Origin of the sequence: Chryseobacterium balustinum, from assembly GCF_900168205.1 — a bacterium.
Classification (GTDB): Bacteria; Bacteroidota; Bacteroidia; order Flavobacteriales; family Weeksellaceae; genus Chryseobacterium; species Chryseobacterium balustinum.
In genome coordinates, this window is the sequence record NZ_FUZE01000012.1 from 32799 (window position 1) to 59512 (window position 26714).

The 26714-nt window shown below is 33.2% G+C and carries 19 protein-coding genes; 14 read left to right on the plus strand and 5 right to left on the minus strand.

Annotation, left to right across the window (positions count from 1 at the left end; all coding sequences use genetic code 11):
- The first annotated feature begins 115 nt into the window (after positions 1 to 115).
- The 4 genes from B5X64_RS13850 (at position 116) to B5X64_RS13860 (ending at position 4039) form a co-directional block, all read left to right on the plus strand.
- Positions 116 to 2239, plus strand: coding sequence for a Tex family protein (locus tag B5X64_RS13850; protein WP_079465821.1), 2124 nt, complete (start codon positions 116 to 118; stop codon positions 2237 to 2239).
- A 56-nt stretch (positions 2240 to 2295) separates the two neighbouring features.
- Positions 2296 to 2931, plus strand: coding sequence for an HAD family hydrolase (locus B5X64_RS13855; protein WP_164463421.1), 636 nt, complete (start codon positions 2296 to 2298; stop codon positions 2929 to 2931).
- A 316-nt stretch (positions 2932 to 3247) separates the two neighbouring features.
- On the plus strand, positions 3248 to 3538 hold the full coding sequence (locus B5X64_RS23335) for an RDD family protein (protein ID WP_123920858.1): 291 nt from the start codon (positions 3248 to 3250) through the stop codon (positions 3536 to 3538).
- Positions 3539 to 3640: 102 nt separating this feature from the next.
- The gene (locus B5X64_RS13860; RefSeq protein WP_079465823.1) at positions 3641 to 4039 is read left to right on the plus strand and encodes a hypothetical protein; all 399 of its coding nucleotides are present in this window, start codon (positions 3641 to 3643) and stop codon (positions 4037 to 4039) included.
- A gap of 110 nt (positions 4040 to 4149) precedes the next feature.
- Here B5X64_RS13860 and B5X64_RS13865 read toward each other — a convergent pair whose 3' ends face one another.
- The 4 genes from B5X64_RS13865 to B5X64_RS13880 form a co-directional block, all read right to left on the minus strand.
- Entirely contained in the window at positions 4150 to 5712 is a 1563-nt protein-coding gene (locus B5X64_RS13865) for a M20/M25/M40 family metallo-hydrolase (protein ID WP_079465869.1), read from the minus strand.
- Between the two features lie 209 nt (positions 5713 to 5921).
- Positions 5922 to 6755, minus strand: a complete 834-nt coding sequence (locus B5X64_RS13870; protein WP_066675836.1) for a GLPGLI family protein — start codon at positions 6753 to 6755, stop codon at positions 5922 to 5924.
- 6 nt (positions 6756 to 6761) lie between these two features.
- Entirely contained in the window at positions 6762 to 7907 is a 1146-nt protein-coding gene (locus B5X64_RS13875) for a hypothetical protein (protein ID WP_079465824.1), read from the minus strand.
- Between the two features lie 127 nt (positions 7908 to 8034).
- Positions 8035 to 9177 (minus strand): Atu1372/SO_1960 family protein, encoded by a 1143-nt coding sequence (locus B5X64_RS13880; RefSeq protein WP_079465825.1) that lies wholly within the window; start codon positions 9175 to 9177, stop codon positions 8035 to 8037.
- 90 nt (positions 9178 to 9267) lie between these two features.
- Between B5X64_RS13880 and B5X64_RS13885 the strand changes: the two genes are divergently transcribed.
- Positions 9268 to 10053: an AraC family transcriptional regulator gene (locus B5X64_RS13885; protein ID WP_320455850.1), complete on the plus strand. Its 786-nt coding sequence runs from the start codon at positions 9268 to 9270 to the stop codon at positions 10051 to 10053.
- A 39-nt stretch (positions 10054 to 10092) separates the two neighbouring features.
- Here the strand turns inward: B5X64_RS13885 and B5X64_RS13890 are convergent, their stop codons facing one another.
- Complete coding sequence (locus B5X64_RS13890) at positions 10093 to 10269, minus strand: histone H1 (protein WP_055981058.1); 177 nt, start codon at positions 10267 to 10269, stop codon at positions 10093 to 10095.
- A 497-nt stretch (positions 10270 to 10766) separates the two neighbouring features.
- Here B5X64_RS13890 and B5X64_RS13895 point away from each other — a divergent pair, with 497 nt between their 5' ends.
- The 9 genes from B5X64_RS13895 (at position 10767) to B5X64_RS13935 (ending at position 26636) form a co-directional block, all read left to right on the plus strand.
- On the plus strand, positions 10767 to 11618 hold the full coding sequence (locus B5X64_RS13895) for a helix-turn-helix domain-containing protein (RefSeq protein WP_079465827.1): 852 nt from the start codon (positions 10767 to 10769) through the stop codon (positions 11616 to 11618).
- Positions 11619 to 12247: 629 nt separating this feature from the next.
- Entirely contained in the window at positions 12248 to 12772 is a 525-nt protein-coding gene (locus tag B5X64_RS13900) for a hypothetical protein (protein ID WP_079465828.1), read from the plus strand.
- Positions 12773 to 12845: 73 nt separating this feature from the next.
- The gene (locus B5X64_RS13905) at positions 12846 to 13637 is read left to right on the plus strand and encodes a fimbrial biogenesis chaperone (protein ID WP_079465829.1); all 792 of its coding nucleotides are present in this window, start codon (positions 12846 to 12848) and stop codon (positions 13635 to 13637) included.
- Positions 13630 to 14661, plus strand: coding sequence for a hypothetical protein (locus B5X64_RS13910; protein ID WP_079465830.1), 1032 nt, complete (start codon positions 13630 to 13632; stop codon positions 14659 to 14661). Before B5X64_RS13905 ends, B5X64_RS13910 begins: the two co-directional genes overlap by 8 nt.
- Before the next feature lie 10 nt (positions 14662 to 14671).
- Positions 14672 to 17467: a COG1470 family protein gene (locus B5X64_RS13915; protein WP_079465831.1), complete on the plus strand. Its 2796-nt coding sequence runs from the start codon at positions 14672 to 14674 to the stop codon at positions 17465 to 17467.
- A gap of 363 nt (positions 17468 to 17830) precedes the next feature.
- The gene (locus B5X64_RS13920; RefSeq protein ID WP_079465832.1) at positions 17831 to 18895 is read left to right on the plus strand and encodes a 3-oxoacyl-ACP synthase III family protein; all 1065 of its coding nucleotides are present in this window, start codon (positions 17831 to 17833) and stop codon (positions 18893 to 18895) included.
- 377 nt (positions 18896 to 19272) lie between these two features.
- Positions 19273 to 20676 (plus strand): glycoside hydrolase family 28 protein, encoded by a 1404-nt coding sequence (locus tag B5X64_RS13925; RefSeq protein ID WP_079465833.1) that lies wholly within the window; start codon positions 19273 to 19275, stop codon positions 20674 to 20676.
- 1 nt (position 20677) lies between these two features.
- Positions 20678 to 24241 carry a DUF4450 domain-containing protein gene (locus B5X64_RS13930; RefSeq protein WP_079465834.1) on the plus strand — a complete coding sequence of 1188 codons (3564 nt, stop codon included), beginning with the start codon at positions 20678 to 20680 and terminating at the stop codon, positions 24239 to 24241.
- 259 nt (positions 24242 to 24500) lie between these two features.
- Positions 24501 to 26636, plus strand: coding sequence for a hypothetical protein (locus tag B5X64_RS13935; RefSeq protein ID WP_079465835.1), 2136 nt, complete (start codon positions 24501 to 24503; stop codon positions 26634 to 26636).
- Positions 26637 to 26714 lie beyond the last annotated feature (78 nt).

Consider the following 26714-nt stretch of genomic DNA (forward strand, 5'->3'; position numbering starts at 1 on the left):
ATTATCAGATTCATTAAATATGTTTGATCGATAAACCTTACAAAGTATAAATTGCCTTCACACATATTTTATTCCTCTAAAAAAGTCAGTATTTTAGCCATTCTAAAAAAGCCTCATGACTGTAACAGAATTTATCCATCATACACTCAACCTATCCGATAAAAGCATTAATGCTACTTTAAAACTACTATCTGAAGACTGTACAATCCCTTTTATTTCTCGTTATCGAAAAGATGCTACAGGAAACTTAGATGAAATTCAAATAGAGCAAATTTTTAAACTAAATAAACAGTTTGAAGACATCGTAAAACGTAAAGAAAGTATTTTAAAATCTATAGAAGAGCAAGATGCTTTATGTCCAGAATTAAAAACAAGAATTGAAGAAAGCTTTGATATTCAGGAGTTGGAAGATTTGTATTTACCTTTCAAAAAACGCAGAAAAACTAAAGCAGATACAGCAAAAGAAAAAGGTCTTGAGCCTTTAGCCAAAATCATTATGAGCCAAAAAGCTCAGGATATTCAGTTTTTAGCTTCAAAATATTTGAATGATCAGGTTTCTTCTGAGGAAGAAGCTTTGCAAGGTGCAAGAGATATCATGGCAGAATGGATTAACGAAAATATGTACGTCCGTAAAAATCTTCGTCGATTATTTGAAAGAAAAGCCACTGTTACTTCTAAAGTGGTAAAAGCTAAAAAAGATGATGAAGGAGCCCAAAAATTTTCGCAATACTTTGAATGGGAAGAAAGCCTTAACCGAACGCCTTCTCACCGACTTTTAGCAATGCTTAGAGCAGAAACTGAAGGTTTTGTAAAAATAAATATCGGAATCGATAAAGATGAAGCCATTGATTTTGTTGAAAATGCCATTATCAAATCTAAAAACGAGAGTTCAGAGCAAATCGTTTTAGCTATCAAAGATTCTTACAAAAGGCTTTTAGAGCCGGCAATTTCCAACGAAACGCTTCAGGAAGCCAAAGAAAAAGCAGACAAAAAAGCCATCGAAATCTTTTCTGAAAATCTCAGTCAGCTTCTACTCGCTCCGCCTTTGGGAGAGAAGAGAATTTTAGCGATTGATCCCGGTTTCAAAAGCGGCTGTAAAGTGGTTTGTTTAGATGAAAAAGGAGATCTACTGCACAACGAAACGATTTATCCTCATGCTCCGCAAAACGAAAGCGGAATGGCAATGAAGAAAATTCGCTCGATGGTAAATGCTTATCATATTCAGGCAATTTCTATTGGAAACGGAACTGCAAGCCGTGAGACTGAATATTTCATTAAAAAAATAGGTTTTGATAAACCTTTGCAGGTTTTTGTAGTCTCGGAAGCAGGAGCTTCTGTGTATTCTGCAAGTAAAATTGCAAGAGACGAGTTCCCAAGCTTTGATGTAACTGTTCGTGGTGCTGTTTCTATCGGACGAAGACTTTCTGATCCTTTAGCAGAATTGGTAAAAATTGATGCTAAATCTATTGGTGTTGGTCAATATCAGCACGATGTAGACCAGACTCAATTGAAAAACGAACTGGATTCTACGGTAATGAAATGCGTAAACTCTATCGGAATTAATTTGAATACCGCAAGCAAATCACTCTTAAGCTACGTTTCTGGAATCGGAGAAAAGATGGCAGAAAATATTGTGAATTACCGTGCTGAAAACGGGGCTTTTGAAAACAGAAAACAATTGAAGAAAGTTCCAAGACTCGGAGAAAAAGCTTTTCAACAGGCTGCAGCTTTCATCAGAATTACAAATGGTGAAAATCCTTTAGATAATTCGGCAGTTCATCCCGAAGCGTATGGAATTATCGAAAAAATGGCAAAAGATTTAGGCATTAAAACCAATGAATTAGTTGCCAATAAAGAGAAAATCAATTTAATTCAACCTGAAAAATATATAACGGAAGACATCGGAATTTTAGGAATAAAAGATATTTTGAAAGAACTGGAAAAACCAGGATTAGATCCTAGAAAAGCGGCAAAAGTTTTTGAATTCGATCCTAATGTAAAAAAGATCACCGACTTAAAGACCGGAATGATTCTTCCGGGAATTGTCAACAATATCACTGCTTTCGGGTGTTTTGTAGATTTAGGAATTAAAGAAAGCGGCTTAGTTCATATTTCTCAATTGAAAGACGGTTTCGTTTCTGATGTAAATGAAGTGGTGAAATTGCATCAACATGTTCAGGTAAGAGTAACAGAAGTGGATGAGGCAAGGAAGAGAATTCAACTGAGTATGGTGTTATAAATTACACTTTGCAAAGGTTCTTCAATCATATAATTCAAACTAAATAACAATACATTTTGAACAAAAAAAATTTAATTTTCGATTTAGACGGAACGCTTTGGGATCCCAGAGCAACAATCATCAAAATCTGGAATGAGGTTTTAACTCAACGTCAACTGATAAAAAGAGAATTGAAACCTGAAGATATGGATCAATATATGGGACTTCTATTTGATGATATTTTAAAAGATATCATTCCTGGAATTTCAGATCAACAGGTGCAGGAGATTCTTGTGGAAATTGTACAGAAGGAAAATAAGGTTTTACGCACTCATGGCGGTATTCTTTATGAAGGAGTGGCAGAAACCCTTGCAAATTTGAAAAAGACACACAATCTCTTCATTGTCAGCAATTGTCAGGATGGATATATTGAAGCATTTTTAGAATACTATCAATTTAATGATCTGTTTACAGACATTGAGTCTCATGGACGCACTAAAAAACCGAAAGCCGAAAACATAAAACTGCTCATGGAAAGAAATCATTTAAGCCATGAAAATTCAGTGTATATTGGCGATACACAGACAGATCATGATTCTGCGAACGCAAACCATTTATCATTTATTTTCTGTGAATATGGTTTTGGAACATTGAATATTCCGGAATACAAACCTTCCGTTTCAAAATTTTCAGATCTGGAATTTTGTATTTAAACCCTATTTACTGTGATGATTTGAGATAAATAGTAAAGCAAGAGCATGATGTTCTTGCTTTTTTAATTTGAAAATAATAGCTCCATTGAATGATTTTAATTCAAACTCTATTGATAATTTATGAAAAACATTTAATTTTGATCAGAGATGAAAAGAATATCAGAACTTAAAGAAAGAAAGAAAAACGACTCGCAGAGCAACCCGAAATTTTGATTCGAAAGGTAGACGTATTTATGATGAATTTGAATATGATCTACCTTACAAAGCTGATTTTCCACGTAGTGAGAAGCAAAGAGAATGTGCGAAAATATTAGATATGATTCCTTTATTTTTGATTTTCCTTTTCGTTTTTAAACAAAATCTTTTTCTCTCATTTTTGTTTTCAATACCATCTGTAATAATTATTAGAAGTATTACAGAAACTCTTTGGGGGACAACTTTAGGAAAAAAGTTTTTTAAAATGATAGCTATCGATGACTTCGGAAACTTTCCTGATTTTTCTACATCTTTAAAAAGGAATTTTTTGTGTCTAGCAAACTTCTACCCTTCCTTTTCGGAGTACAACCAAAAATGTAGCATTTGGAACTCAGACATTTTTCCGAACTGACCTAAGTATGCACATGAACAATAAATTATGTAAAACTTATATTGTAAAAGAAAATCAAATTCCGGAAATTAGAAAACGACTCAATCATAAAACATTAAATTAATGAAATATCTATACCTGCTCTTTTTTGCCTTAATTATTAGTTGTAAACCAACATCCAAAACAAATAATGGTAAAGATTTTATCGGTACCTGGAAGACCAACGATTCATTGAATATAAAATTAGAAATAAAACAGAAAACACACGAAAATAGGATAATTGAAGACAGATATACTGTTACGATCTCTGAACCTCAAAAAATGCAACGTGAACGTGAAATTAGTAATAAACAGTTCAATTATAAATTTGTAGGATCTGACGAATACAATATATTTCCTTTTAAAGAATTTCTATATGAGAATACCACTTTAAATAAGAATTTTATCGGTTTTAAAAACCAAGATACACTCATTAGAACGTATCCAGATCTTGATGATCAGGTTTTTGTTCGTGTAAAATAATTTTTTCATTTTTAAATAAACAAAATCGGGTTGAAGCAATAGTTCAACCCGATCTTTTCGATGATAAATAAATTTAATATTTAAAATCTATTTGTTTCGTAGAAACTTAATTATTTATAATCCTTAGAATCTCTTCTCGGTTCTTTTAATTCCGGCCATTTTGCAACTTCGCCTTTATCATTTTCAGGCATTGTTCTGCGTTCTCTGCTTGTAAATTCTGGATCTTCCGATGCCATATACGCTAACGTTGCGGTAAGGATCACATTATTTTTCACTTCATCAAAAACAATTTTATCATAAGTGTCTTTCGTAGTGTGCCATGTATAACCAAAATATCCCCAGTTTAACGAACTTAGAGAAAATCCCGGAACTCCAGCTGCAACAAATGAAGCGTGATCAGATCCTCCTCCACCCGGCATTCCTGGGAAATCTGTTTTGATGTGATCTCTCACGTTTTTCGGAACTGCATTCAGCCATTTCCCGATATAATCATAGGATTTTACAAAACCTTGTCCTGCAATATTAATCACTCTTCCCGTTCCGTTATCTTGGTTAAAAACTGCCTGAGTTCCTTTAATAATTTCAGGATTATCAGCTACAAAACCTCTAGATCCATTTAAACCTTGCTCCTCACTTCCCCAAAGTCCAACAACGATGGTTCTTTTAGGATTGGGATAATATTTTTTAAGGATTCTCATCGTTTCAAGCATCGTTAAAACACCTGTTCCGTTATCTGTAGCACCTTGAGCACCATCCCAAGAATCTAAATGGGCAGAAAGGATCACATATTCATTAGGTTTTTCTGAACCTTTGATCATTCCAACGGTGTTGAATGTTTTTGCATCAGGAAGAATTTTCGATTGAGCATCAATTTTAATTCTCGGTTTGCTTCCTTTTTCAGCCATTCTGTACAACATTCCATAATCTTCTACATCAATATCAAACATTGGAATTTTAGAGGTTTTCGCTCCGAAAATACGGTTAGCTCCCATAATTCCTGTCCAATTTGAAATCGCAATTCCGGCTGCACCTGCTTTTTCTAAAGCTTCAGGAAGTGTATTGTTATCATACCCGATATTCTTCACGTAGTCACGGAAGTCTTTTGAAGCCTGCTCTTTTTCAGCTTTCAGTTTTTCGTACAATTCAGGAGTTGCAAATTCTTTGATCTGCTCATCAGATCGACCGATTTTCTGATATTGGGCCATCAAAACTATTTTTCCTTTTGCAGAAGGAAGCCATTGATCAAATGCTGCCTTGGAAGAAAGCTTAGGAAGAACAATTACTTCTGCTTCAACTACTTTTTTCGTTGAAGGGCTCCATGCTAATTGTGTTGCCGAAAGAGATTTTACACGTGGATACACCATATCGACATGTGTAGTTCCTCTTTGCCAACCTTTCCAGGTTTCAAATTGCTGTAAATTGGCATCAATGCCCCAAGATTTTAATTTATTGGCAGTCCATTCATTAGATTTCTGCATTTCCGGAGTTCCCACCAAACGCGGACCGATACCGTCTAATAACTCGAATGCCATATCTTCTAACTGAGAATGATTATTAGCTTCGTTGACAAAACTTTCAACAATGGGATTTAATTTCTGAGTGGTTGATTGTGCATTGACAAACTGACTCGCCAAAACTACTGCAGGAACTGCAAAAAAGGTGTTTATCTTCATACTTTTATTGATTGGCATAAAGATAAAGCTATTTGATGAAAATTAAAATTCCTAAATCCTTTATTAACAATAAAAAATCTGTGTAAATCTGTATGACCAGAGGAAAATGAATTTTACTTTCTCCCACGGATTACACAAATTTGCACAGATTTAATAGTAAATATGAATTGGGAATCATTACCCATTACATATTGCACATTACAAATAAATTAAAGTGGATATTTTATCGCTTTATCCAATTCTATCGGATTATTATATTTCCTGATTTTTTCCTTTAATCTTTCATTGACTTCACGAGAATTGTTTTGTCCGACCTTAGTTCCATCGTTTAGAAAAAATTCTTCATTTGAACGGGTTTGCTGTGTTGCATTTCTTAGATAATTGACGGGAGAATCGTAATATTTTAACTTAGAATCTTTGTACTTTGTATCATCTACAGCAATACTACTTCCCAACATATAATCAATGTACATATTTCCTTTTGGGTTGGCAATTTTCTGAGTTTTTACCAATTCAAATTTGTAATTGTTTTTATCATCGTACAATTCTGTTATTAAACCGGGAAGTCCGTGAAATTTGTATGGGCCTTCCTGAAAAGGAATATCTGTTGTGAACCACGCCGTCCAATTCCTTCCGCCCCAATTTGTAGTGGCTTTTTGCATATTTAAATCTTTCACTTTCTTTTTTTCGTTGGTAAGCTTCCAGTTTTGGGTGTTCTTAGATGAAAGTTTCAAAACAACATTTTCCAAAACATCATAATAATCATAGTCTGTAGAACCGGATCTGTGAGTAATAATATGCGATGTATTAAATTTCGACCCATCTGTAATCGGAAGATTGTTTGTCACTAAAGAATCACCAATATAAAAATCGCGTGGATAATATTTTACGATTTTAGGCTCAATATCGAGATGATAATTTTCTTTAGTAGTGACATTTTGTGTAGAATCTTTTTTGTATTCTACATCATAAATAAAACGGTGAGTCTGCGCTTTTCCAGTAAAACCTGCTAGTAAAACTGTTGTTAAAAGTATATTTTTCATGGTAAATTATTTCTGATTGATAAATTCTTGTTCTTCTTTTGAAAGTAAAATAGTCGCTTCTTTATCTTCTTTCACCGGAACATTTTCCCAGATGCTTTTATTGAAATCTACTTTTGGGTCTAATCCTTTTTTATCAGATCTTGTAAAAGTGTTGTAAACTATTTCTGTAGTAAAACTTCTCTCATCTTTTTTACCATCATAGCTTACAAAGAATTTTTCGCCAGTAATTTTTTTAGACGCAGGGATGTAGCTTCCGTTCTTTTTATAAAAATCAAAAATCACCCTTGCGTTTCCAAGTTGATAATCAAATTCTACCCCGTCTTTATTTGTTCTTTTATAAACAGGGAAATTTTCCTGCTGATAATTTAAATCATATAACGTTATTACTTTATCTATTTTATTATAAGTAATTTCACCCGATACATCTATTCCTCTTTCAGATTGTACTTTTACATAAATAACCTGGGTGTCATTATCTTCTGAAATTAGTCGACCGGTAATTTTTGAATTCTTAATATTCATATTGGTTAACAACCGATATATTTCAAAACTAAAAAAATAATCACCCATACTTGCGTGTTCAAACTCATTTGTTTTCACATTAAAAACACCTTTTGAGCTATTTTTTTTATACTTTACATTATTGAGCTGTATCTGTAATATTTCGTCATAATTCTTCTTAAATCCATCTCTAAAATTGTAAGAATTGCTTTTAGTCCACAATTTAGCTTCTGCAATTACCATAAAAAACAGGCTATCATTATTAAAACCTTTAGATTTAAAAGTAATATCATAAAGTGATGGCTTGTCAAAATATCGTTTATTATAATTCTTATGCAAATCTTCAATGATTTTCTTGATATCTACATTAATGATTTTCACTTCTTCAATATTTTTAAAAACAGGTTCAAGTTTAATGACAGAACTGAAGTTTTTAAAATTTTCTTTCTTAAAGCCCGACGCAGAAACTTCAAAATCTTTAGAATTCTCATCTACAGGCGCAAAACCATCTTCGTTGGTATAAAGCAATTGGTTTGATAAAATAATTCTGGCGTTGGCAATGGATTTTCCGTTTTCAGAATCGACCACCTGTAATTTTTGTGCCGAGAAAAACGCAGAAAATAAAACAAATAATAAGTAAATATGTTTCATAATAAAAGCTCCGCTATTGGTTATTAGCGGAGCAAATATATATTCAAATGAGAATACATTTCAACAAGTTTTGATTTATTTAATATTATTTGTGATTATTTAAATTTCTTTAACGATATTTTAAAATTTACTCTACTTCAAAAATAGCCTGAATTTCCACTGAAGAATTTACAGGAACTGAAGAAGCACCAAATGTAGCTCTTGCATGTTTCCCTTTTTCACCAAAAACGTCTACTGCAAGATTTGAAGCAACATTCATCAAATCTGCATGCTTTGTGTAATCATCTTTTGTGTTGAAAATTCCGGTAAGCTGCACCACTTTTTTCACTTTATCTAAATCTCCATTCACAGCGTCTTTTAATACAGCTAAGACATTCAACATTGTTTGTTTTGTCGCTTCTTTTACCTGATTTTCATCTACAGAAACACCTAATTTTCCAGGATACAAAATCTTTCCGTCTTTCAACGCAACCTGATTGATAAAAACCAAATTTCCTGATCTTACGAAAGGCTGATAATTTCCTGCCGGTTTCGGAACATTAGGAAGAACAATATTTTTCTCTGCTAAAACCTTCTCTATGCTTTTGTCTTGTGAAATTTTAATTTCAGAATTTTTGTTAAAAGTTCCTTTCAAAGCAAACACAACTTTTGCAAAGTTTTTCCCTTGTTCAAAGGCAATTTCCTTTTCACCAGAACTTGGTCTTTCCACATTTTTAACAGAGGCAAGACTTGTCGCTCCCAAAACCGTATTTCCCTGCGGAATATTTTTATCTATTTTTTCAACACCTCGAATTCCGTTTGAAACCAAAACCATCCCATGAACTGAAAGAGTATTCCAAAAAGCCTGAACTGCCAATTCATTACCCGCTCCACTTCCTGCAGACATAAAAACTGTTGCAGGCATTCCTTCCAGTGCGTGATTGGTCCACAAATTCACAGTTTTCGAAAGAAACTCACTCATTCCTGTACTGATGTTTCCAAAATAAACAGGTGAACCAAAAGCAATTCCGTCATAAGAACTTAATTCCTCCACAGAAGCCACCGGAATATCTTTTAAACTTAAATGATCGGATGCTTTTACCTGTTTAATAATACCCTGAACATTTCCATTAGCTTCAATTCCTTTTGAGATCTGTTTTGCCAATTCGTAAGTTCCGCCATTGTCAGAGTGGATCAGTACTAATATTTTTGCTTTGTTATTTTGAGCCATCATTGCATTTGAAATTATTGTTAAAATAAAAACTGCTAAAAATCTATTGAGTGTTTTCATGTAAATTATTTATGATAATGCAAATTTAGTGCTGTCATTTTTATTAATTTTGCCAAAAACTTTATGCAAAACGCCAATTTAAAATGTAGCATGATTGAAAAAGAAAACAGGTTTCTCCACGATTCAATTGAGAAGGAAGCTTTCATTTGGTATGAAGAAAATTGGCAGCATGACGATTACGAACATCTTCATCAGCGGGCGCAGCTTACTTTTGTGACAGAGGGTTACCAATATTTTCATATCAACGATAAAATTTATCTTGTTCCACAAAATCATGTTATCTGGATTCCATCATTACAAAAGCATAAAATAACTTCTGAAGCAGAAACTGTAAAACTCATGGTAAGCTTGTTTAAAAATATTCCGGGAAATCAATTTTATCAGACAACACATGTTTTTCCTGCACCTCCGGTTTTAAAAGAGATGATTTTATATGCCAAAAAATGGAATAAAGAAACAGGAGAAAATGATGAACAGAAAACTTTTATGAATGCATTATTGGTAAGTCTTCCTAATTTTTGTAACGAAAATACTGCTTTACAAATTCCGTTGCCTTCGGATAAAAGATTATTAGAAGTATGCCAATTTATTAATTTGAATTATAAGAATGATTATAGCATTGAAGAGCTTGCTGAAACGGCAAATCTTTCTACAAGAAGTCTTCAGCGTATTTTTAAAAAGGAAACCGGAATAAGTATAAAGAAATATGCCCAACTGATTAAAATTCTGAAAAGTATAGAATTGATAGATTCACATCAGTTTACATTAAGTGAAATAGCTTATCAGGTAGGATACAAAAGCCTTTCAGCATTTACCTTATCTTACCAAGCGATTATGAATGCTAAACCAAAAATAAGTAAGAAAATACTATTTTAACGTAAAAAAATAAGCCGACTGAATCAGCCGGCTTATTTATTATTTTTTAGATTCTTCAACAGAAACTTTTCTGAAGTCTTTGAACAATTTGCTTAGTTCAAGAGCTGATTTACGAGCTCTAGTTCCAGCTGCTTTGTTTCCTTTTTCAACTTGTTGGTTAGCTTCTGTTGTGAACGCTTCAAATTCTGCGTTGATTTTTTCGATAAGTTCTTTCATGTCTATAAAAATTTAGGCTGCAAATATATGGTTTCAGACCATTCCAGCCTAATTGTAGCGGTTTTTTTTGACATATAACAATCAAAAAAATGCAACAAATACTTAAAATTGGAATACAGCTTGTCAAAATACGCTGAATACTAATCTAATAGGACATTTATTGACTTAAATTGTACTTTTAGCAAACAATCTCCTTTTAAAAATTAATTGTCACTCACCTTATTTTTCAAATCTTCATTAATTTATCCCTAACTAAGCGATATTTTTAATACAAAAGACTTTCAGACAATGCAGAATTTACTTAAGCTTTAAATAGCCTTATATATGATAAAATCAAGGAAAACTCATTTTTTAACCAATCTTACAATAGCATAATCAAACTTCTTTCGTGTTTTTTTTGAAAAGTCACGATAAAACCTCAGGTTAAAGTAGCGATTATAGCTAATTATTACTTATTTTTGAGAAATATATTGATTCACAAAACACAAGAAAACACAATGCATCAAGTATCCGATGAATTAAAAAAAAATGGCTTCAGCATTAATCTTGTCTCTAAAATCATAGAGCGCAATAATTTTTCAAGAAAGTTTAATACATTAGAGTATTTTGCAATCTATTTGGTTGCAGAAGACCTCAATATTATAGTAGAGAATAAATCTTATCATATCTCAGGTGGAAATTCTGTATTCATCGGGCCTCAAAAAAACGTAGAATTTGGTAATGCAATGGGCAAAGAAATTTATGCTATTGTTTTTTCTAAAGAGTTTTTCGATAAAACATCGAAAGATAGCATCTACTTAAATTCTAATATTTTTTTCAATAGCAAATCTCAAATTTTTATAGCTCCCTATTTTGGAAATAATGAATACAACAAAATTATTTTAATCGAAAGACTAAAGAGATTTTCAGTTATTGACGAAGAAAGCATTTATTTTTCGGCTGCACATAACGCTATAGAAAGTTTAATTCTGGATGCTCATTTGCATATTGACCATAAAAATGACCCAAAAGAACATTTGGAGTCTGTAAGTTTAGTCAACCGTTTCACCGTTATTCTTCAAAGAGATTACAAAACCGAGAAAAAAGTTACTCATTATGCGAGTGAGCTTAGAGTCTCAAGTCGAAAATTAACCGATATGACAGAATTTGTTTATGGGAAATCTGCCAAACAAATGATTATCGAAAAAGTAACATTCGAATGTGAGAAAGCAATTAAGTTTTCAAGTAAAACTTTATCTGAAATTGCATTTGATTTAGGCTTTAAAGACGAGGGTAATTTTAGTAATTTCGTAAAAAAACATAGTGGAAAAAAGCCATCCGATATGAGAGAAGTTGCTGGAAAAATATGATGAAATTTCATTAAAAACACTTTAAATCTTAGATTTATATGCTTTATTTTTATAAAGCATTTTTTTTATTCATTTTTTCAATCCAAAAACATAAAAAACTAACAATCAAATATTTAAAATTAATTTTTACGTAAAAATTTATAAATTTTTACGTAAAAATTATTAAATCAAACCCACGTTAAATTGTATTGCACCTATATACATATTAGATTTGCAGTATTAAATAACAACAAAATAAAATCATCATATTTAGAAAATAAAAAAAGAACACCAAATCACAAAGTTTTATTAGTATTTTATTTATTCTTTTCAACCTAATACATTCATCATATTAATAAACTTTTCATCATCAGTTTTCAAGGGTAACTGGATGTATTGAATACAATCAATAAATCCAGTTACCTATTTTAAAAGTTTAACAATCAATAAAAATATTTTCATTTCATATTACAAAGAGTCTTTTAACTAGACACGCTTATCAAAAATTCTTTTCATTTTACCGTATTGCATTTTTTGTAAAAATTTACAAAAAATAAACACGTTTTCGCAAAACCCAATCTACCAACTGCTTGTATCTTTGCACCCGAAAAGAATAGATAATAATATCTAAATTAAAACTCATTGATACTATGAAACAATTTTTATTTGCGGCAGCTGGATTATTTGCTTTCGCTAATGTTAACGCACAAGCTACAGGTACAGTAAAGCTAAATGTTAAATTAAACCCAATTCAAACCATTGTAGTAAATGGGATGGAAGATGTAGACTTAAATTATACATCAAAAGCTGACTACCAAAACGGAGTTAGTTCTAAAAAAGAGAACCAATTAACTGTCTACAGTACAGGAAGTTACGAAGTGAGAGTAACAAGCAATGCTGCAACAATATCAAGTGGAACTAAAACAATGGACGTAAGCAGTATCCAAGTAATACCTACACCAGGTACTGCCGGTCAAGCTGATGCTACTTATACGCCACAATTTCTTTCTGGGAATGAGCAAACTTTAGTAAAATCTGCAACTGGTGGAGTTAACAAACAAATTACTATTGAATATAAAGCAGCAGGTTTAGATACATATATAGACAACTATATTGCAGGTCAAACCCCTACTGTTTACACAGCAAATTTAACATATTCTATTGTTAGTAAATAACAAACTATAGTCATATAATTTTATAGTGTCACAATAATTTGTGACACTATTCATGTACTTATAAAACACCATTATGAACAAAATCACTCTCTTATTCTATTTTCTAGTAATACAAATCAGTGCACAAACAGGTATTTCGGTTTCTCCACCGAGGGTTTATTTTGAGTCGGCACCAGGAGTAAGCAGCACTCAAACGATAACGGTTACCAATGTGAGTGAAAAGCACGCGCTAGATCTTGCGATAAGTTTAGGAGATTGGAATTATGATGAAAAAGGTGATAATATAATACAAGCAGCTGGTACATTAGAGAATTCTTGTGCAAGCTGGATAAACATCAAGAAGGCCGATAATTACTTCAGTCTTGGCCCAGGAGAGAGAAAAGAGCTAGAAATAACACTTACTTCGCCTGCATTACCAAAAGACAAACTTTCTGTGCATACTGCAGTATTATTTGTGAGCCAAATGAATCCTGTGGATGATGTAGATAGTAAAGGAGCAAAAATTAAATTAAGTGTTCGTTCTGGAATTAAAATATTTCATAAAACGCCAGCGGTAATAAAAAGAAAAATTGAAATTAAAGATTTAAAATTTGATACTTCGAAGAAATTACTGAATATCACGTTTGAAAATCAATCTGATGCATGGGCCGATGGAAAAGTTATAACAGATATTATTAATACAAATACTGGTAAAAAGATCAGTATTGCACCTATTGTATTCTATACATTACCAGGAAATACTCGTAAAATAAGCATTCCTATGCAAGATATAATCGAGAAAGGCGCGTATAACGCCTCGGTAATAATTGATTATGGAGATAATGAAACTTTAGAAATGGGAGAGCTAAATTTTGAATATGAGTAAAATAATAGTCATTTTATTGATGATGATCTCTTTGTGCGCCAATGCACAAGTTTCGTTTACTTCATGGCTGGTAAATAGTTATATGCAGGTAAATTCCTATAATGGAAACAGTAATCCTGATGCGCTTACATCAAGATTCGAGGCTAATGGCAATCTAAATATGCCATACTGGAAAATTTCAGCAAAACTTAAACAAGCGATTACTTCTGAAAACGGACAATATACTATTCCTGGAAATAAAATATCTTTTCAGCCAATATCTACATCCGGACAGGCTTACCCAAATCCCATTCCGACATTTACACAGATTGGAGTTCCTTCTAATGTATTTTTACAGGAGAATACAGAAGTTTTTTTGATTCCTCAATCAAATGCTCCTTTGTATAATATGCCCTCAACGCAAAATGGTTATTACAACCTTCAGCTTAAATACGGAATTACCATAATGGGAGGTGCTTACTTAGGAAATTACCCTGCGTGGACAAAGTTTATGGCTCCTGTAGAATTTACAGCTTATGATCGGTATAACAATGTGATAGGGAAAATGAGCCATACTTTTGAGTTTCATATTGCTAATTTGACGGGAACGCCGCCCGTAACGCAGGAAATGTCTTTAAAAGTAAATAGCAATGCAGTAAACGGTTTGCTTGAATTCAGTAGCATGCAAGATTATAAAAATGGTAAGAGTGTAGTTTATCCTAGTGGTTTGCAAGTCACTACCAATACCAATTTTCAGATTAAAGTAAGATCATTACAGAGTCATTTCCAATCAAATACAGGTAATTACACTATTCCTGTAGGTGCTATGCATGTTACTTTACAACCTTTAGGTCAAAGTAATCAGGTAATTTCACCGGTAGCATTAAGTACAATAAGCCAGACTCTTGTTAAAGGAAATACCACCCAAGGTACTACTTATAATTACGATATCAAATATTTCACATTGCCACAGGATGAGCAGTTCACTAATGCTAAATCTACCGAGTATTCAACTAGTTTACAGTATGAAATTACTCCTCAATAAATTTTAAAAGATGCCTTTTTTAAGAAGAAAATTTTCACTCCCTTTTTTCATCGTATTATTCAGTAGTGTTTTCATCAATGCACAAAAAACAGAATCGAATCTTATGATGGAAATTGAGCAGGAAAATTCAACATCTTATTCTAGGATTCTCAATTTGGTTGTAAGTGTTCAGAATTTCAATTCTACTAATTTCAGTGGAAAAATTCAGTTTACATATCCAAAAGGATTTAAAGTAATTACTGGTGACGAACCTTTAATAGAACTAAAACCCAACGAAAAAAAATATTTACCCGTAAGAATAATCTTACCTTCTGATGCTAAAGCAGGATCATCTCCCATAAAAGTTCGGCTGCTGGATCAGTTTGGGAATTTTATAACTGAAAGAATTAAAGAACATACTATTGAGATTAATAATGATCTGAATTTATCTTTATTAACAACCTCCATCTACAGGTCTTCTAGCCAAGAGCCTTTATCAATAAAAGTGAGAGTAGGTAATACAGGAAATATCTCTCAGGATATTACATTGGTATGCAAAATTCCTGATCCTGAAAATGGGAATCAATTTTTGGAGCAACAAGCTATAATTAATGTAAAAAAGGATTCTACTTTTGTATTTACTTATCAACCTTCTAAAAGCCTGTCTAGATTATCTAGCTTTACGATAAACGTTTCGGGTTTCAGAAATCCAGACAAAGAAATATTCAATACATCGACTGTTTTTGTACAAAATATTTCCAGTGTTCAAAAATATCAAAGCCCAGAATTTAGTAATTTTACCGGAGACTCCAAAAATCAGATCACAAGTTTATACAGGAGAATTGGAGAAAATTCCGATATGTATCAGTTGCTCGGTTCGGGTGGTTTCAACTTACCTTCCGGTTTCCTTTATATGAGAGGAAATGTTGCATTTTTCAACAATCAGCAACAGCCTTTGGTAACCAATACCAATATTACCCTTGAGCAAGGTAAAAACCAATATACGATTGGAAATATCAATAAGTTTTTAGAGATGCCTTTGGTGGGAAGAGGGGTAGAATATAGTCATACTTTCAAAAAAGATACCAAACTGGAGGTCGGATTTATCGATCAGAATTTTAATCTTATTGAAAGAAACACTTTTTTAAAAAACGGCTATGGCTTTTTCACTAAAGGAACCATGAATATAAACAATAGCTCAAAAACTATTTCGGCAGGTTATAATTACCGCTACGATCCTTATGAGAAAAGTAGCCATCACATTTTGGGAACAGAAACCCATTATACCTTTGATAAAATCTGGATGGTGAATGCAAAAGTGAACGCCGGATTAAGTTCTAACGAAACTCAGGATGCGCTGAAACCATCGTTCTCTGCTGAATCTAACTATATTGGTGCTTTTAAAGATTATAATCTTAACGGAAACTACTTTTTCAGTTCTGGATATTATCCTGGAAATCGACGAGGAAGCGTACAGCTACAGCAGAATATTTCGAAGAGCTATAAAAATTACAATTATTTTGGCAATATTACATACTCCAATTTTTCACCAAAATATTATTTTTTCAACATGCCTCAAGCTTCTGAAAACATTAGAATTGAGATGGGAACTAAACTTCCCAATAGTAAAAATTTTAGTTTTGGACTTTTTTATCAGTTTCAAAACGAAAAGTCTAACAACTACAATAATTTCTTGGGAAACTTAAACACTAATGAATTTCGAGAATTAACCACCCATAGATTGGTTGAACAAATTTCATGGTCACATGCCAGAACAAAACAATATGCATCACTTACATTTGATACAGGTTTAGCAAAATATCCACTTAATGACGACCTGAAATTTCAAATGAAGTTGAATGGAAATTACGCCTTCAAAAAATTTAACATTAATACAGTTTACCAATCAGGAAGTTATTATTTATCCGAATATGCATTATCTCATTTGACCTCAGATAACACCGATTATAAAAAGCTTTCAGTTTCGCTTTTCTACAATAGTAATTTCATCAAAGACAAAGTTAATGTAAGTACAGGATTATCTTATGTAGACGACATAATCTATGGAAAATCTCCTTCTGCATTTCTAAATACGAGATATACGGGTAAAAACTTCAGTGCATTTCTGAATTCTTCATGGTACAATTATTCGGTTGGGGATCTGGCAAATAATATTCTAACACTTGAACTTGGTTTAACATTGAATTTAAAAAACGCAATCTTGAGCCCTGATAAAAAAGCAAAAATTCAGGTATTTACTTTTTTTGACGAAAACAACAACAATATTTTTGATATGGGAGAGAAACCCGCCAATGACTACATCGTCAATATCAATAATACGGCGTTAAAAACTACCACAGATGGAATTGCGATGTATAAAAATGTACCTTTTGGAAAATATAAGCTAAAACAGCATATTCAGCAAGGTTGGTATTATGATGAATATGATTTTAATGTTGATTCTTACACTTATCTTTTGAATATTCCGCTTCATCAAAATGGAACGCTTTTAGGTAATATCTCTTTTGATTACAATACGAAAACCGCAGTAGAATTCGAGCATAGAGCGTCTTCTGTAGCATTCAAAATTCTTAAAGGGAATGAGATTGTACAAAAATTAGAAAGTGATGATCAAGGGAAAATAACCTCTTTTTTACCTACAGGCAGTTACACAATTTTTATTGATACCTCTACCCTTCCTCCCAATACATATTGCGAAACTCAAAGCTTTGATATTAATGTAAAAGCTGGCGAAATGGTAACTGTTCCTGATTTTATTATTAAAGTAAGAGAAAAAAAGGTGAATAAAAAAACATTTAGCAATTAACGTAATAGTTGCTGGTTGATAGAATGACATTAAGAATCTTAGAATATATAAATATCCTATTCATAAATTACTAAACAGATTGCTAAAAATAAATAATCAAACCAAAGCAGAAACTTTTCCGCTTTGTTTTTTTGTTTTTATAAGGTATAGTATATTCCCATACAGTCATTTATAATCTGTAGCGCATGAATTATATTGATGCATTAAATTATATAATCCCATATTTTTGTATGTATCGAATGTTAAATCGTTGTAATAGATTATTTTTTATAGTATCTTTCGCCACAAAAGAATTACCTTTATTATAAAAATATTAATTATTCATAGTTTTTTATTGAATCTCAACAATGAGACTCCCGTAATATGAAAAGTAAAATTATCGGTGTAGGCAACTACATACCATCAGAAACTATTACCAATCTGTTTTTCGACAACCATATTTTCCTTAATGAAAAAGGCGAAAATCTAAAAGAAGATAACTCTTCAATTACCAGTAAATTAAAAAAAATTACAGGAATTGAAGAAAGAAGATATGCTAGTGATAATCAAGTAACTTCTGATTTAGGATTTATTGCAGCTAAAAAGGCAATAGAAAATTCAAAAATAGACCCTGAAACTTTAGATTATATTATTTTTGCTCACAATTTTGGTGATATAAAATCTGGTACAATACAATCAGATGCCGTTCCCAGTCTTGCATCAAGAGTGAAGCACCTATTACAGATTAAAAATAACTTCTGCGTTGGTTACGATTTATTATTTGGATGTCCTGGCTGGATCGAAGGAGTGATTCAGGCGAATGCATTTATCAAATCTGGTATTGCAAAAAGATGCCTGGTTATTGGTGCAGAAACACTCTCTCGTGTTACAGACCCTCACGACAGAGACAGCATGATTTATGCAGACGGAGCAGGAGCAATCATTTTGGAAGCCAATGAAGAAGATGATGATTCGGGTATAAAATCTCATGTTTCTGCGTCTTATACATTTAAAGAAAAAGATTTCTTGAATTTTGCCCAATCCTATAATACTGATCATTCTCCAGATACAAAATATATTAAAATGGATGGCAGGAAAATTTACGAATTTGCCCTCATCAATGTTCCGGATGCAATGAAAAAATGTCTTGATCAAAGTGGTTATTCCATAGATCAATTAGATAAAATAATTATTCATCAGGCAAACGAAAAGATGGATGAAGCAATTGTAAATCGATTCTATCAATTATACGATACTCCTCCACCACCGGATATTATGCCAATGGTAATCAGCAAACTAGGAAACAGCAGTGTCGCAACCATACCATCACTACTGACAATGATTTTAAATAATGAATTACCTTCACATTCCATCAAGAAAAACGATATCGTTTTGTTTGCTTCGGTGGGTGCAGGAATGAATATCAATGCATTTGTTTATAAGTTTTAAATCTAATTTTAGAACATTATTAATAGACTTAAAAAGAGAAATAACATGTTTATTTCTCTTTTTTTTTGTTCTAAAATTTAATTTTTGAATATTTTGTGGAAATTTATTAGAATAAACTCTTCACTTATTTTTAGATTTTGCTTTTCGAAAATAAAGAAAACATACTTGTTTAGCTCAATTTCAATTCATTATTAAATAATCCTCCTTCTTAACTTTTCATATAATTTATTTGTAATATTGATACAATGCAATCGTTTACATAAAAAATAAAATAACGGACAGTGCAGGACAATTTTTAATTTCAATTATTTTAGATTGCGATTAGAAAGAAAACAATTCAAAAGATCAGCCTTATAAACTTACAATTCTCTAGAATTATGAAAAAATACTTTTTATTCATTTTTGTATTTATCCTATCGATCAATGCATCGGCTCAATACAAACCTTGGACTTCCGCAAAGCAACCTTTAAAAGAAATTAAAGCTTTAAAGAAGCAGATCAAAAAACCTGAATTCAGAAAAGTTGATTATTTGGTTACCGACTTTGGAGCTATTGGTGACGGAAAAACAAAAAATACAGAAGCTTTCAAAAAAGCAATCGAAAAATGTAGTGCAGAAGGCGGCGGAAGAGTTGTCGTTCCGAACGGAGTTTTCCTTACAGGTGCAATTTATTTAGAAAGTAACGTTAATCTACATTTGAGTGACGGTTCAACCATTTTATTCAGTCAGGACAGCAAAGACTACCCTATTGTTTTCACACGTTGGGAAGGTATGGAATGTATGAATTACTCATCTTTAATTTATGCTTACGAAGAAGAAAATATCGCCGTAACCGGAAAAGGAACATTAGACGGAAATTCTGATAATGACAACTGGTGGTTTTGGTGTGGTGCAACAAAATATGGATACAATACTTCTCGTCCGGGAAGACAAAATCCAGCACGTGCAAAGCTTCACGAATATATGACGCAAAGAAAACCTGCAAGAGAAAGAATTTTCGGCGATGGTTATTATTTAAGACCCAATTTTGTTCAGCCTTACAAGTCCAAAAACTTTTATATGGCAGATGTTCTGGTAAAAAATTCTCCAATGTGGAATTTAAATCCTGTTTTGTGCGAAAATGTTTTGATTGAAAGAGTAAAAGTAATAAGTCACGGACCAAACAATGACGGTTTCGACCCTGAAGCTTGTAAAAATGTTTGGATTAAAGATTCTTATTTTGATACCGGAGACGACTGTATAGCCATCAAATCTGGAAGAGATGAGGACGGGAGAGATATCGGAAGACCTGCCGAAAATCATATTATTGAAAACTGTGAAATGAAAGACGGTCACGGTGGTGTTGTAATTGGAAGCGAAATTGCGGGCGGAGCAAGAAACATTTATGCCATCGGAAACGTGATGGACAGTAAAAATCTTGACCGAGCTTTAAGAATTAAAACCAGCTCAAGCCGTGGCGGAACTATTGAAAATGTATTTTTCTACAATACAAAAGTCGGTGCTTACAAAGAAGCAGCAGTCCGCTTTAATATGCATTATGAAAAACCGGGAAATCATATTCCGACAATTAGAAATATTTGGGTAGAAAATTTACAGGTTGAGAAAGGTGGAAAATATGCTGTTCTTTCTGATGCTTACGAATCTTCTCCGGTAACAGATTTTACAATGATTAATGCTAAAATGACAGGTGTTCAGATTCCTTACAAAGTAGATTTCCTGAAAAATGTGACCTTAAAAAATGTAACTGTTAACGGACAGCCTTTAACCGAGTTAAAACCATAAAATGCGAAGAAAAACCATTTTCGCCGGACTGATTGTTTTATCGGCATTCTCATATTCTTTTTCTCAGTCTAAACATTGGCAGAATAACGAGCGTGAACTGCATTATAAAGAAGACAAAGGCGATTTTTTATTGGTCAATGGAAAATACAGATTCAACCGTGCTTTGTATGGCGATAACCGTGCTTCCCGTGTTGAAGCAGGAGATTTACCTGAATTCGCGCTGTATCTTCCGGGAATGGGTGGCAATCTTCAGTTTGTCATCCAAAAAGGAAATTCAATTAAAAAACTGATTAACGCTGATAAAATTGAAACTCGTTACCGACCGGGCTCAATGTTGTATGAAATTAAAGATCCTATTCTTGGAAATGGAAGTTTAAAATTAACTGTTTTAGCACAATCAAAAGAAGAAGGTTTAGTTTTAAAAATGGAAACTTCAACTATAGATTCCAATACAAAAATCTATGCGGTTTACGGTGGCGCAAGCGGAAAAACATTCAGCAGAAATGGCGACATCGGTGCAGATCCTGAATCAGGATTTTACCTGCTTCCCGAATATTGTGAAGGCAATCAGTTTCAAATAAATAAAAACCAATTCCAGCTTTCTTATTTCAATAAAAAAAAGGAAACTCAGACTATTAACGGAAATTTTTCAAACGTTAGTTCATTACAATTAACAGATGCAAAAACGTTAGATAATCTGTCTTATTTCACACAAAATAAAGCAGAACAATCCCCTATTGTTTACGCTGGTTATTCAGCGCAAAAAAATCCGGTTTATATTCAAATAGCCAAAGGAAATTCAAGTTCTACTTTGTCTGATGAAAAGCTTGCCGATATTTTTAATAAAGCTGAACAATCACGTTTAACATTAACCAACAGAATTCAGTTAAAAACTCCGGATTCAGATTTAAATAATTTCGGAGCTAATTTAGCAGTTGCTGCAGACGGAGTTTGGGAAAGCCCGACCTTTCTTCACGGCGCCGTTGCGTGGAGAATGAGACTCAATGCTTGGCGTGGAGCTTACGCTGCTGACGTTTTGAGTTGGCACGACAGGGCGAAAGAACATTTTGAAAGCTATTCTAACTCTCAGGTTTTAAAACCTGATTTTGCGCCTGTTGAGATGGATACACTTTTACATTTAGCGAGACACGCAGAAAAGATGGGAACTTCGGTGTTTTCAAGCGGATATATTTCCAGAAATCCGAACGACAATTCAAAACCACATCATTATGATATGAATTTGGTTTTCTTTGATCAAATGTTTTCGCATTTCAATTATACAGGAGATAAAGAATTTCTTAAAAAAATGTGGCCGACGATGGTTCGTCATATGGATTGGGAAAAAAGAAATTTCAAACGTGGCGATCTTTATGATGCGTATGCGGCGATTTGGGCAAGTGACGGATTGCAATATTCGGGTGGAAAAGTGACCCATACTTCAGCATATAATTACAGAGCCAACCGCGAAATGGCGAAACTGGCGAAAATTATTGGCGAAGATTATGCTCCTTATGAAAAAGAAGCCGATGCAATTTTAAAGGCAATGAAAAATCAACTTTGGATTAAAAAGAACGGTTACTTTGCTGAATTCAAAGATGCTTTAGGCAATCAAATCCTTCACGACAAGCCGGGGATTTGGTCTATTTATCACGTTTCGGATGCCTATATTCTGAATGAATTTGAGGATTATCAAAACACGCAATATATTAGAAATCAAATTCCTCACATTCCTGTAAAAGTAAAAGGCGAAGATTCCAAAAACTATTACACATTAGCAACAACAAATTGGCAACCATACACTTGGTCTATTAACAATGTCGCTTTGGCGGAGAATTTACAAACCGCTTTGGCATATTGGCAGGCCGGAAGAAATGAGGACGCATACCTGCTTTGGAAAGGAAATATTACCGAAAGTATGTATTACGGGATAAGTCCCGGAAATTTTGAGCAATTATCACATTACGACGCATTTCGAGGTGAATTGTACCGAGATTTTGCCGACCCAATTGGCGTTGCTGCAAGAACTTTAACGGAAGGACTTTTTGGGGTTTATCCGAATTTGTTAGAGGATAAAATCAGTATCAAACCGGGATTCCCGAAAGAGTGGAATTTTGCAGAGCTAAAAGTTCAGGATTGGGAATATAAATTTAATAGAACCTCGAAGAAATCAACGTTTTGGTTTAAATCAAATAATCAGAAATCGGTTACGCTTCAAATGCAAATTCCGGTAAATCATACCGAAATAAAATCCGTAAAAGTGAATGGTAAAAAAGTGGATTGGAAAATTAAACCCAATTCCATTTTGCAGCCTTTTATTCAGTTTGAAACACCAAACGGAAAAGAATTTAATATAGAAATCGCCTATTCCGGACAGGAATTAAAAATTGAAAAGACAGATTTTATCAATTATCTTTCTGAAAATCTGCAGCTTAATTTCGATTCAAAAAAGAAAACTCTTCAAGTCAATGATCCACAGGAATTAATAAAAACCAGAAATGGTAATCAGTTTGAATTGGTTAAAGAAGAAAGAAAAGGAACTTTTTTCGTTCACCTTGAGCAAAACGAAACCAAATGGTGGCATCCTGTAAACGTTAATATTCAACATCCTTTGCAAACAAAATGGGTGAATAACAAACTTCAGATTCAAAATAAATCATCGAAAGATTATAATGGAAAACTGACTGTTAATGGTTTAACTAAAACATTTTCAATTGCTAAAAATCAGACTTCAACCATTGAAATTCCGACAAATATTTTAAGCAAAGGAACCAATTACTTAGAATTAGATTACAATGGAATTAAACAAAATGTTGAAATCATAGATTGGGAAATTGAAAATGAAAGTGAATTTAATACCATTTCATTAGCATCAAAATACAACGATCGAGTAAGCCAAATTTTCGATCAAAAATATCTTTCGCCAAGACCAACTGTTCCTACCTTACAACTTCCGTGGCAAGGCATCGGGAATTGGTGTTATCCTTTGGCAACTACTCAAATTGACGACAGTGGATTGATGGGAAATCGTAAAAATGGAAAACTTGAATTTTTAGGAATTCCATTTTTAATTGATAATAAAGATAAAAATATTGTTTTTGCAAGTCAGTGGGATAATTATCCGAATGCTGTTGAAATTCCATTAAATGGAAAAGGTAAAAAAATATATTTCCTTTTGGCGGGTTCTACCAATCCGATGCAGTCGCAAATCATTAATGGAAAAATTACGGTTCAATATTCTGATGGTTCAAATACAGAATTAGAACTGAAAAATCCAACAAACTGGTGGCCGATTGAGCAGGATTTGTTTGATGATAATTTTGCATTTGAAATTCCGGATGACAAAATTCCGTACAGAGTAAAACTAAAAACTGGAGAATTGTATAAAGGAGGAAGTTTAAGTAAATATTCAGAAATTAAAGGAGTAAGCAACCGTGCTGTGGAAGGCGGAGCAGCCACGATTTTGGATTTACCGATTGACCCGAATAAAGAATTAAAATCTATAAAACTAACTGCAGTAAGCAACGATGTTGTGATCGGAATAATGAGCGCAACTGTTTTGAAATAAGATTTAATGCCACGAATGCACAAATTTTCATTAAAAATCAATCAAATGTAAAAAAAGATAGCGTTCCTACGGAACGCTTTAAAACATACAAAAATAGTTTTCTACACAGATGTTATTCCTAACGGAATAAATAAAAAATGTTCCATCCGAACATTATCTGTGTAGATAAAATGTAAATATAGCAAGATAATGTGTTCCGTAGGAACGCTATCTCAAAGAATTAAACCAGAAAATATTTTTTTAATATTAAAAATTTAAAATGAAAAAAATAGCAATATATCTTAGTCTTTTCTGCATTGGGTTTTCATCCTTGAATGCTCAAAAAATCGACCGTAAAAAAGTTGTGCAACGACATAATGTGGTCAACACAAAAGCAGATACTTTATCAACTTTAACGGTTGGAAACGGTAAATTCGCCTACACGGTTGATATTACCGGAATGCAGTCATTTCCTGAATATTATAAAAATGGAGTTTCATTGGGAACACAATCCGAATGGGGTTGGAACAGTTTTCCCAATAAAGAAAATTACAAATTCGAAGAAACTTTAAGAGCTTATGATTTCAATAACGACGGAAGAAAAGCTTTGTACAGTGTTCAGATCAAAGAACCAGAAAGAAATAAAGGTGCTGTTGATTATTTCCGTGTGAACCAACACCGTTTGCAATTGGGAAATATCGGGATTGAATTACTTAAAAAAGACGGTAAGAAAGCTAAAGTTTCAGACCTCACAAACATCAATCAGAAAATCGATTTGTGGACCGGAATTATTACCAGTGAATTTTCTTTGGAAGGTACCCCTGTAAAAGTATGGACTGCTTCTTTCCAAAACTCAGATAAGATCGGAGTTAAAATTGAATCTGATTTGATTTCTAAAGGTAAATTGAAAGTTTTTGCACGCTACCCTTCTCCAACCGGACAGTTTTTGGATGATGCGGCATTTTATGGAAATGAAAACGATCACATCACGAAAATTGTTTCATCACAATCAACGCAAGGTTTGATTCAGCATAAATTGCAAAGCATCGATTATTATACTCAATTTAATTTTACAGAAGGAAAACTTCGTGAAGCCGGAAAACATTATTTCGTGTACGAACCTTCTTCCAAAAATAAAAAATTAGAATTAAGCGTTGAATTTTCAGCTAAAAATCCAGAATCTGGAAAAGCTTTATTCGCTGATGCTGAGAAAGAAAGTGCAGCAGGCTGGGAATCTTTCTGGAAAAGCGGTGCTGCCGTTGATTTTGAAGGAAGTACAGATCCGAGAGCCAATGAATTGGAAAGAAGAGTTGTCTTGTCAGAATATTTAACCAAAGTACAGTGTGGAGGAAGCAATCCGCCGCAGGAAACAGGTTTAACTTTCAACAGTTGGTACGGAAAACCGCATACAGAAATGCATTGGTGGCACGGTGTACATTATGCTTTATGGGGAAGACCTGAAATTTTGGAAAAACAATTAGATTATTATTTCAGATCATTCGACAAAGCTAAAAAATTAGCTGAAAGACAAGGTTACAAAGGAGTTCGTTGGATTAAAATGTCAGATAATGAAGGAAATGAAAGTCCATCTTCTGTAGCTGCATTTTTGATCTGGGAACAGCCGCATATCATTTATATGACCGAACTTTTGTACCGTAATAGCAATGATAAAAAAGTATTGGAAAAATATAAAGATCTGATTTTTGCAACGGCAGATTTTATGGCAGATTTTGCAACGTATGATAAAGAAAAAAACCGTTATAACTTAGGGAAAGGCGTAATTCCTGCACAGGAAGTTTTCCCTGCGAAAGATACATACAACCCAACTTATGAAGTTGCGTATTGGGATTGGGCATTGAAAGTTGCTCAGCAATGGAAAGAAAGATTGGGACAACCAAGAGATAAAAAATGGGATGATGTGATCAATAAATTAGCTCCACTTCCGGTTCAGGATGGTGTTTATTTGTCAACAGAATCAGCAAAAGATTCTTTTACATTTCCAAAATGGATGACTGATCACCCTGCAGTTTTGGGAGCATTAGGAATGGTTCCTGAATCTCCGAAACTGGATAAAAAAATAATGAAAAATACGTTGGATATCGTTTGGGAAAGATGGAACTGGGAGCACACTTGGGGTTGGGATTTCCCGATGACCGCAATGAATGCAGCAAGACTTGGACTTCCGAATAAAGCGTTGGATGCATTATTTATGGATATTCAAACCAATACATATTTGAAAAACGGGCATAATTTCCAAGACAAACGTCTTCGTATTTACCTTCCAGGAAACGGTGGCGTTTTAACAACCGTTGCAATGATGCTTGAAGGTTGGGATAATTCTACCGGTGAATTCCCTGGTTTCCCGAAAGATGGAACCTGGAAAATAAAAGCAGAAGGCTTCAAAAAAATGCCTTAAACAATTTTACACATTCATATTAATTGAAGTCTGTTCTGAAAAGAGCAGGCTTTTTTTGTGTTAGGCGGTTACTATGTT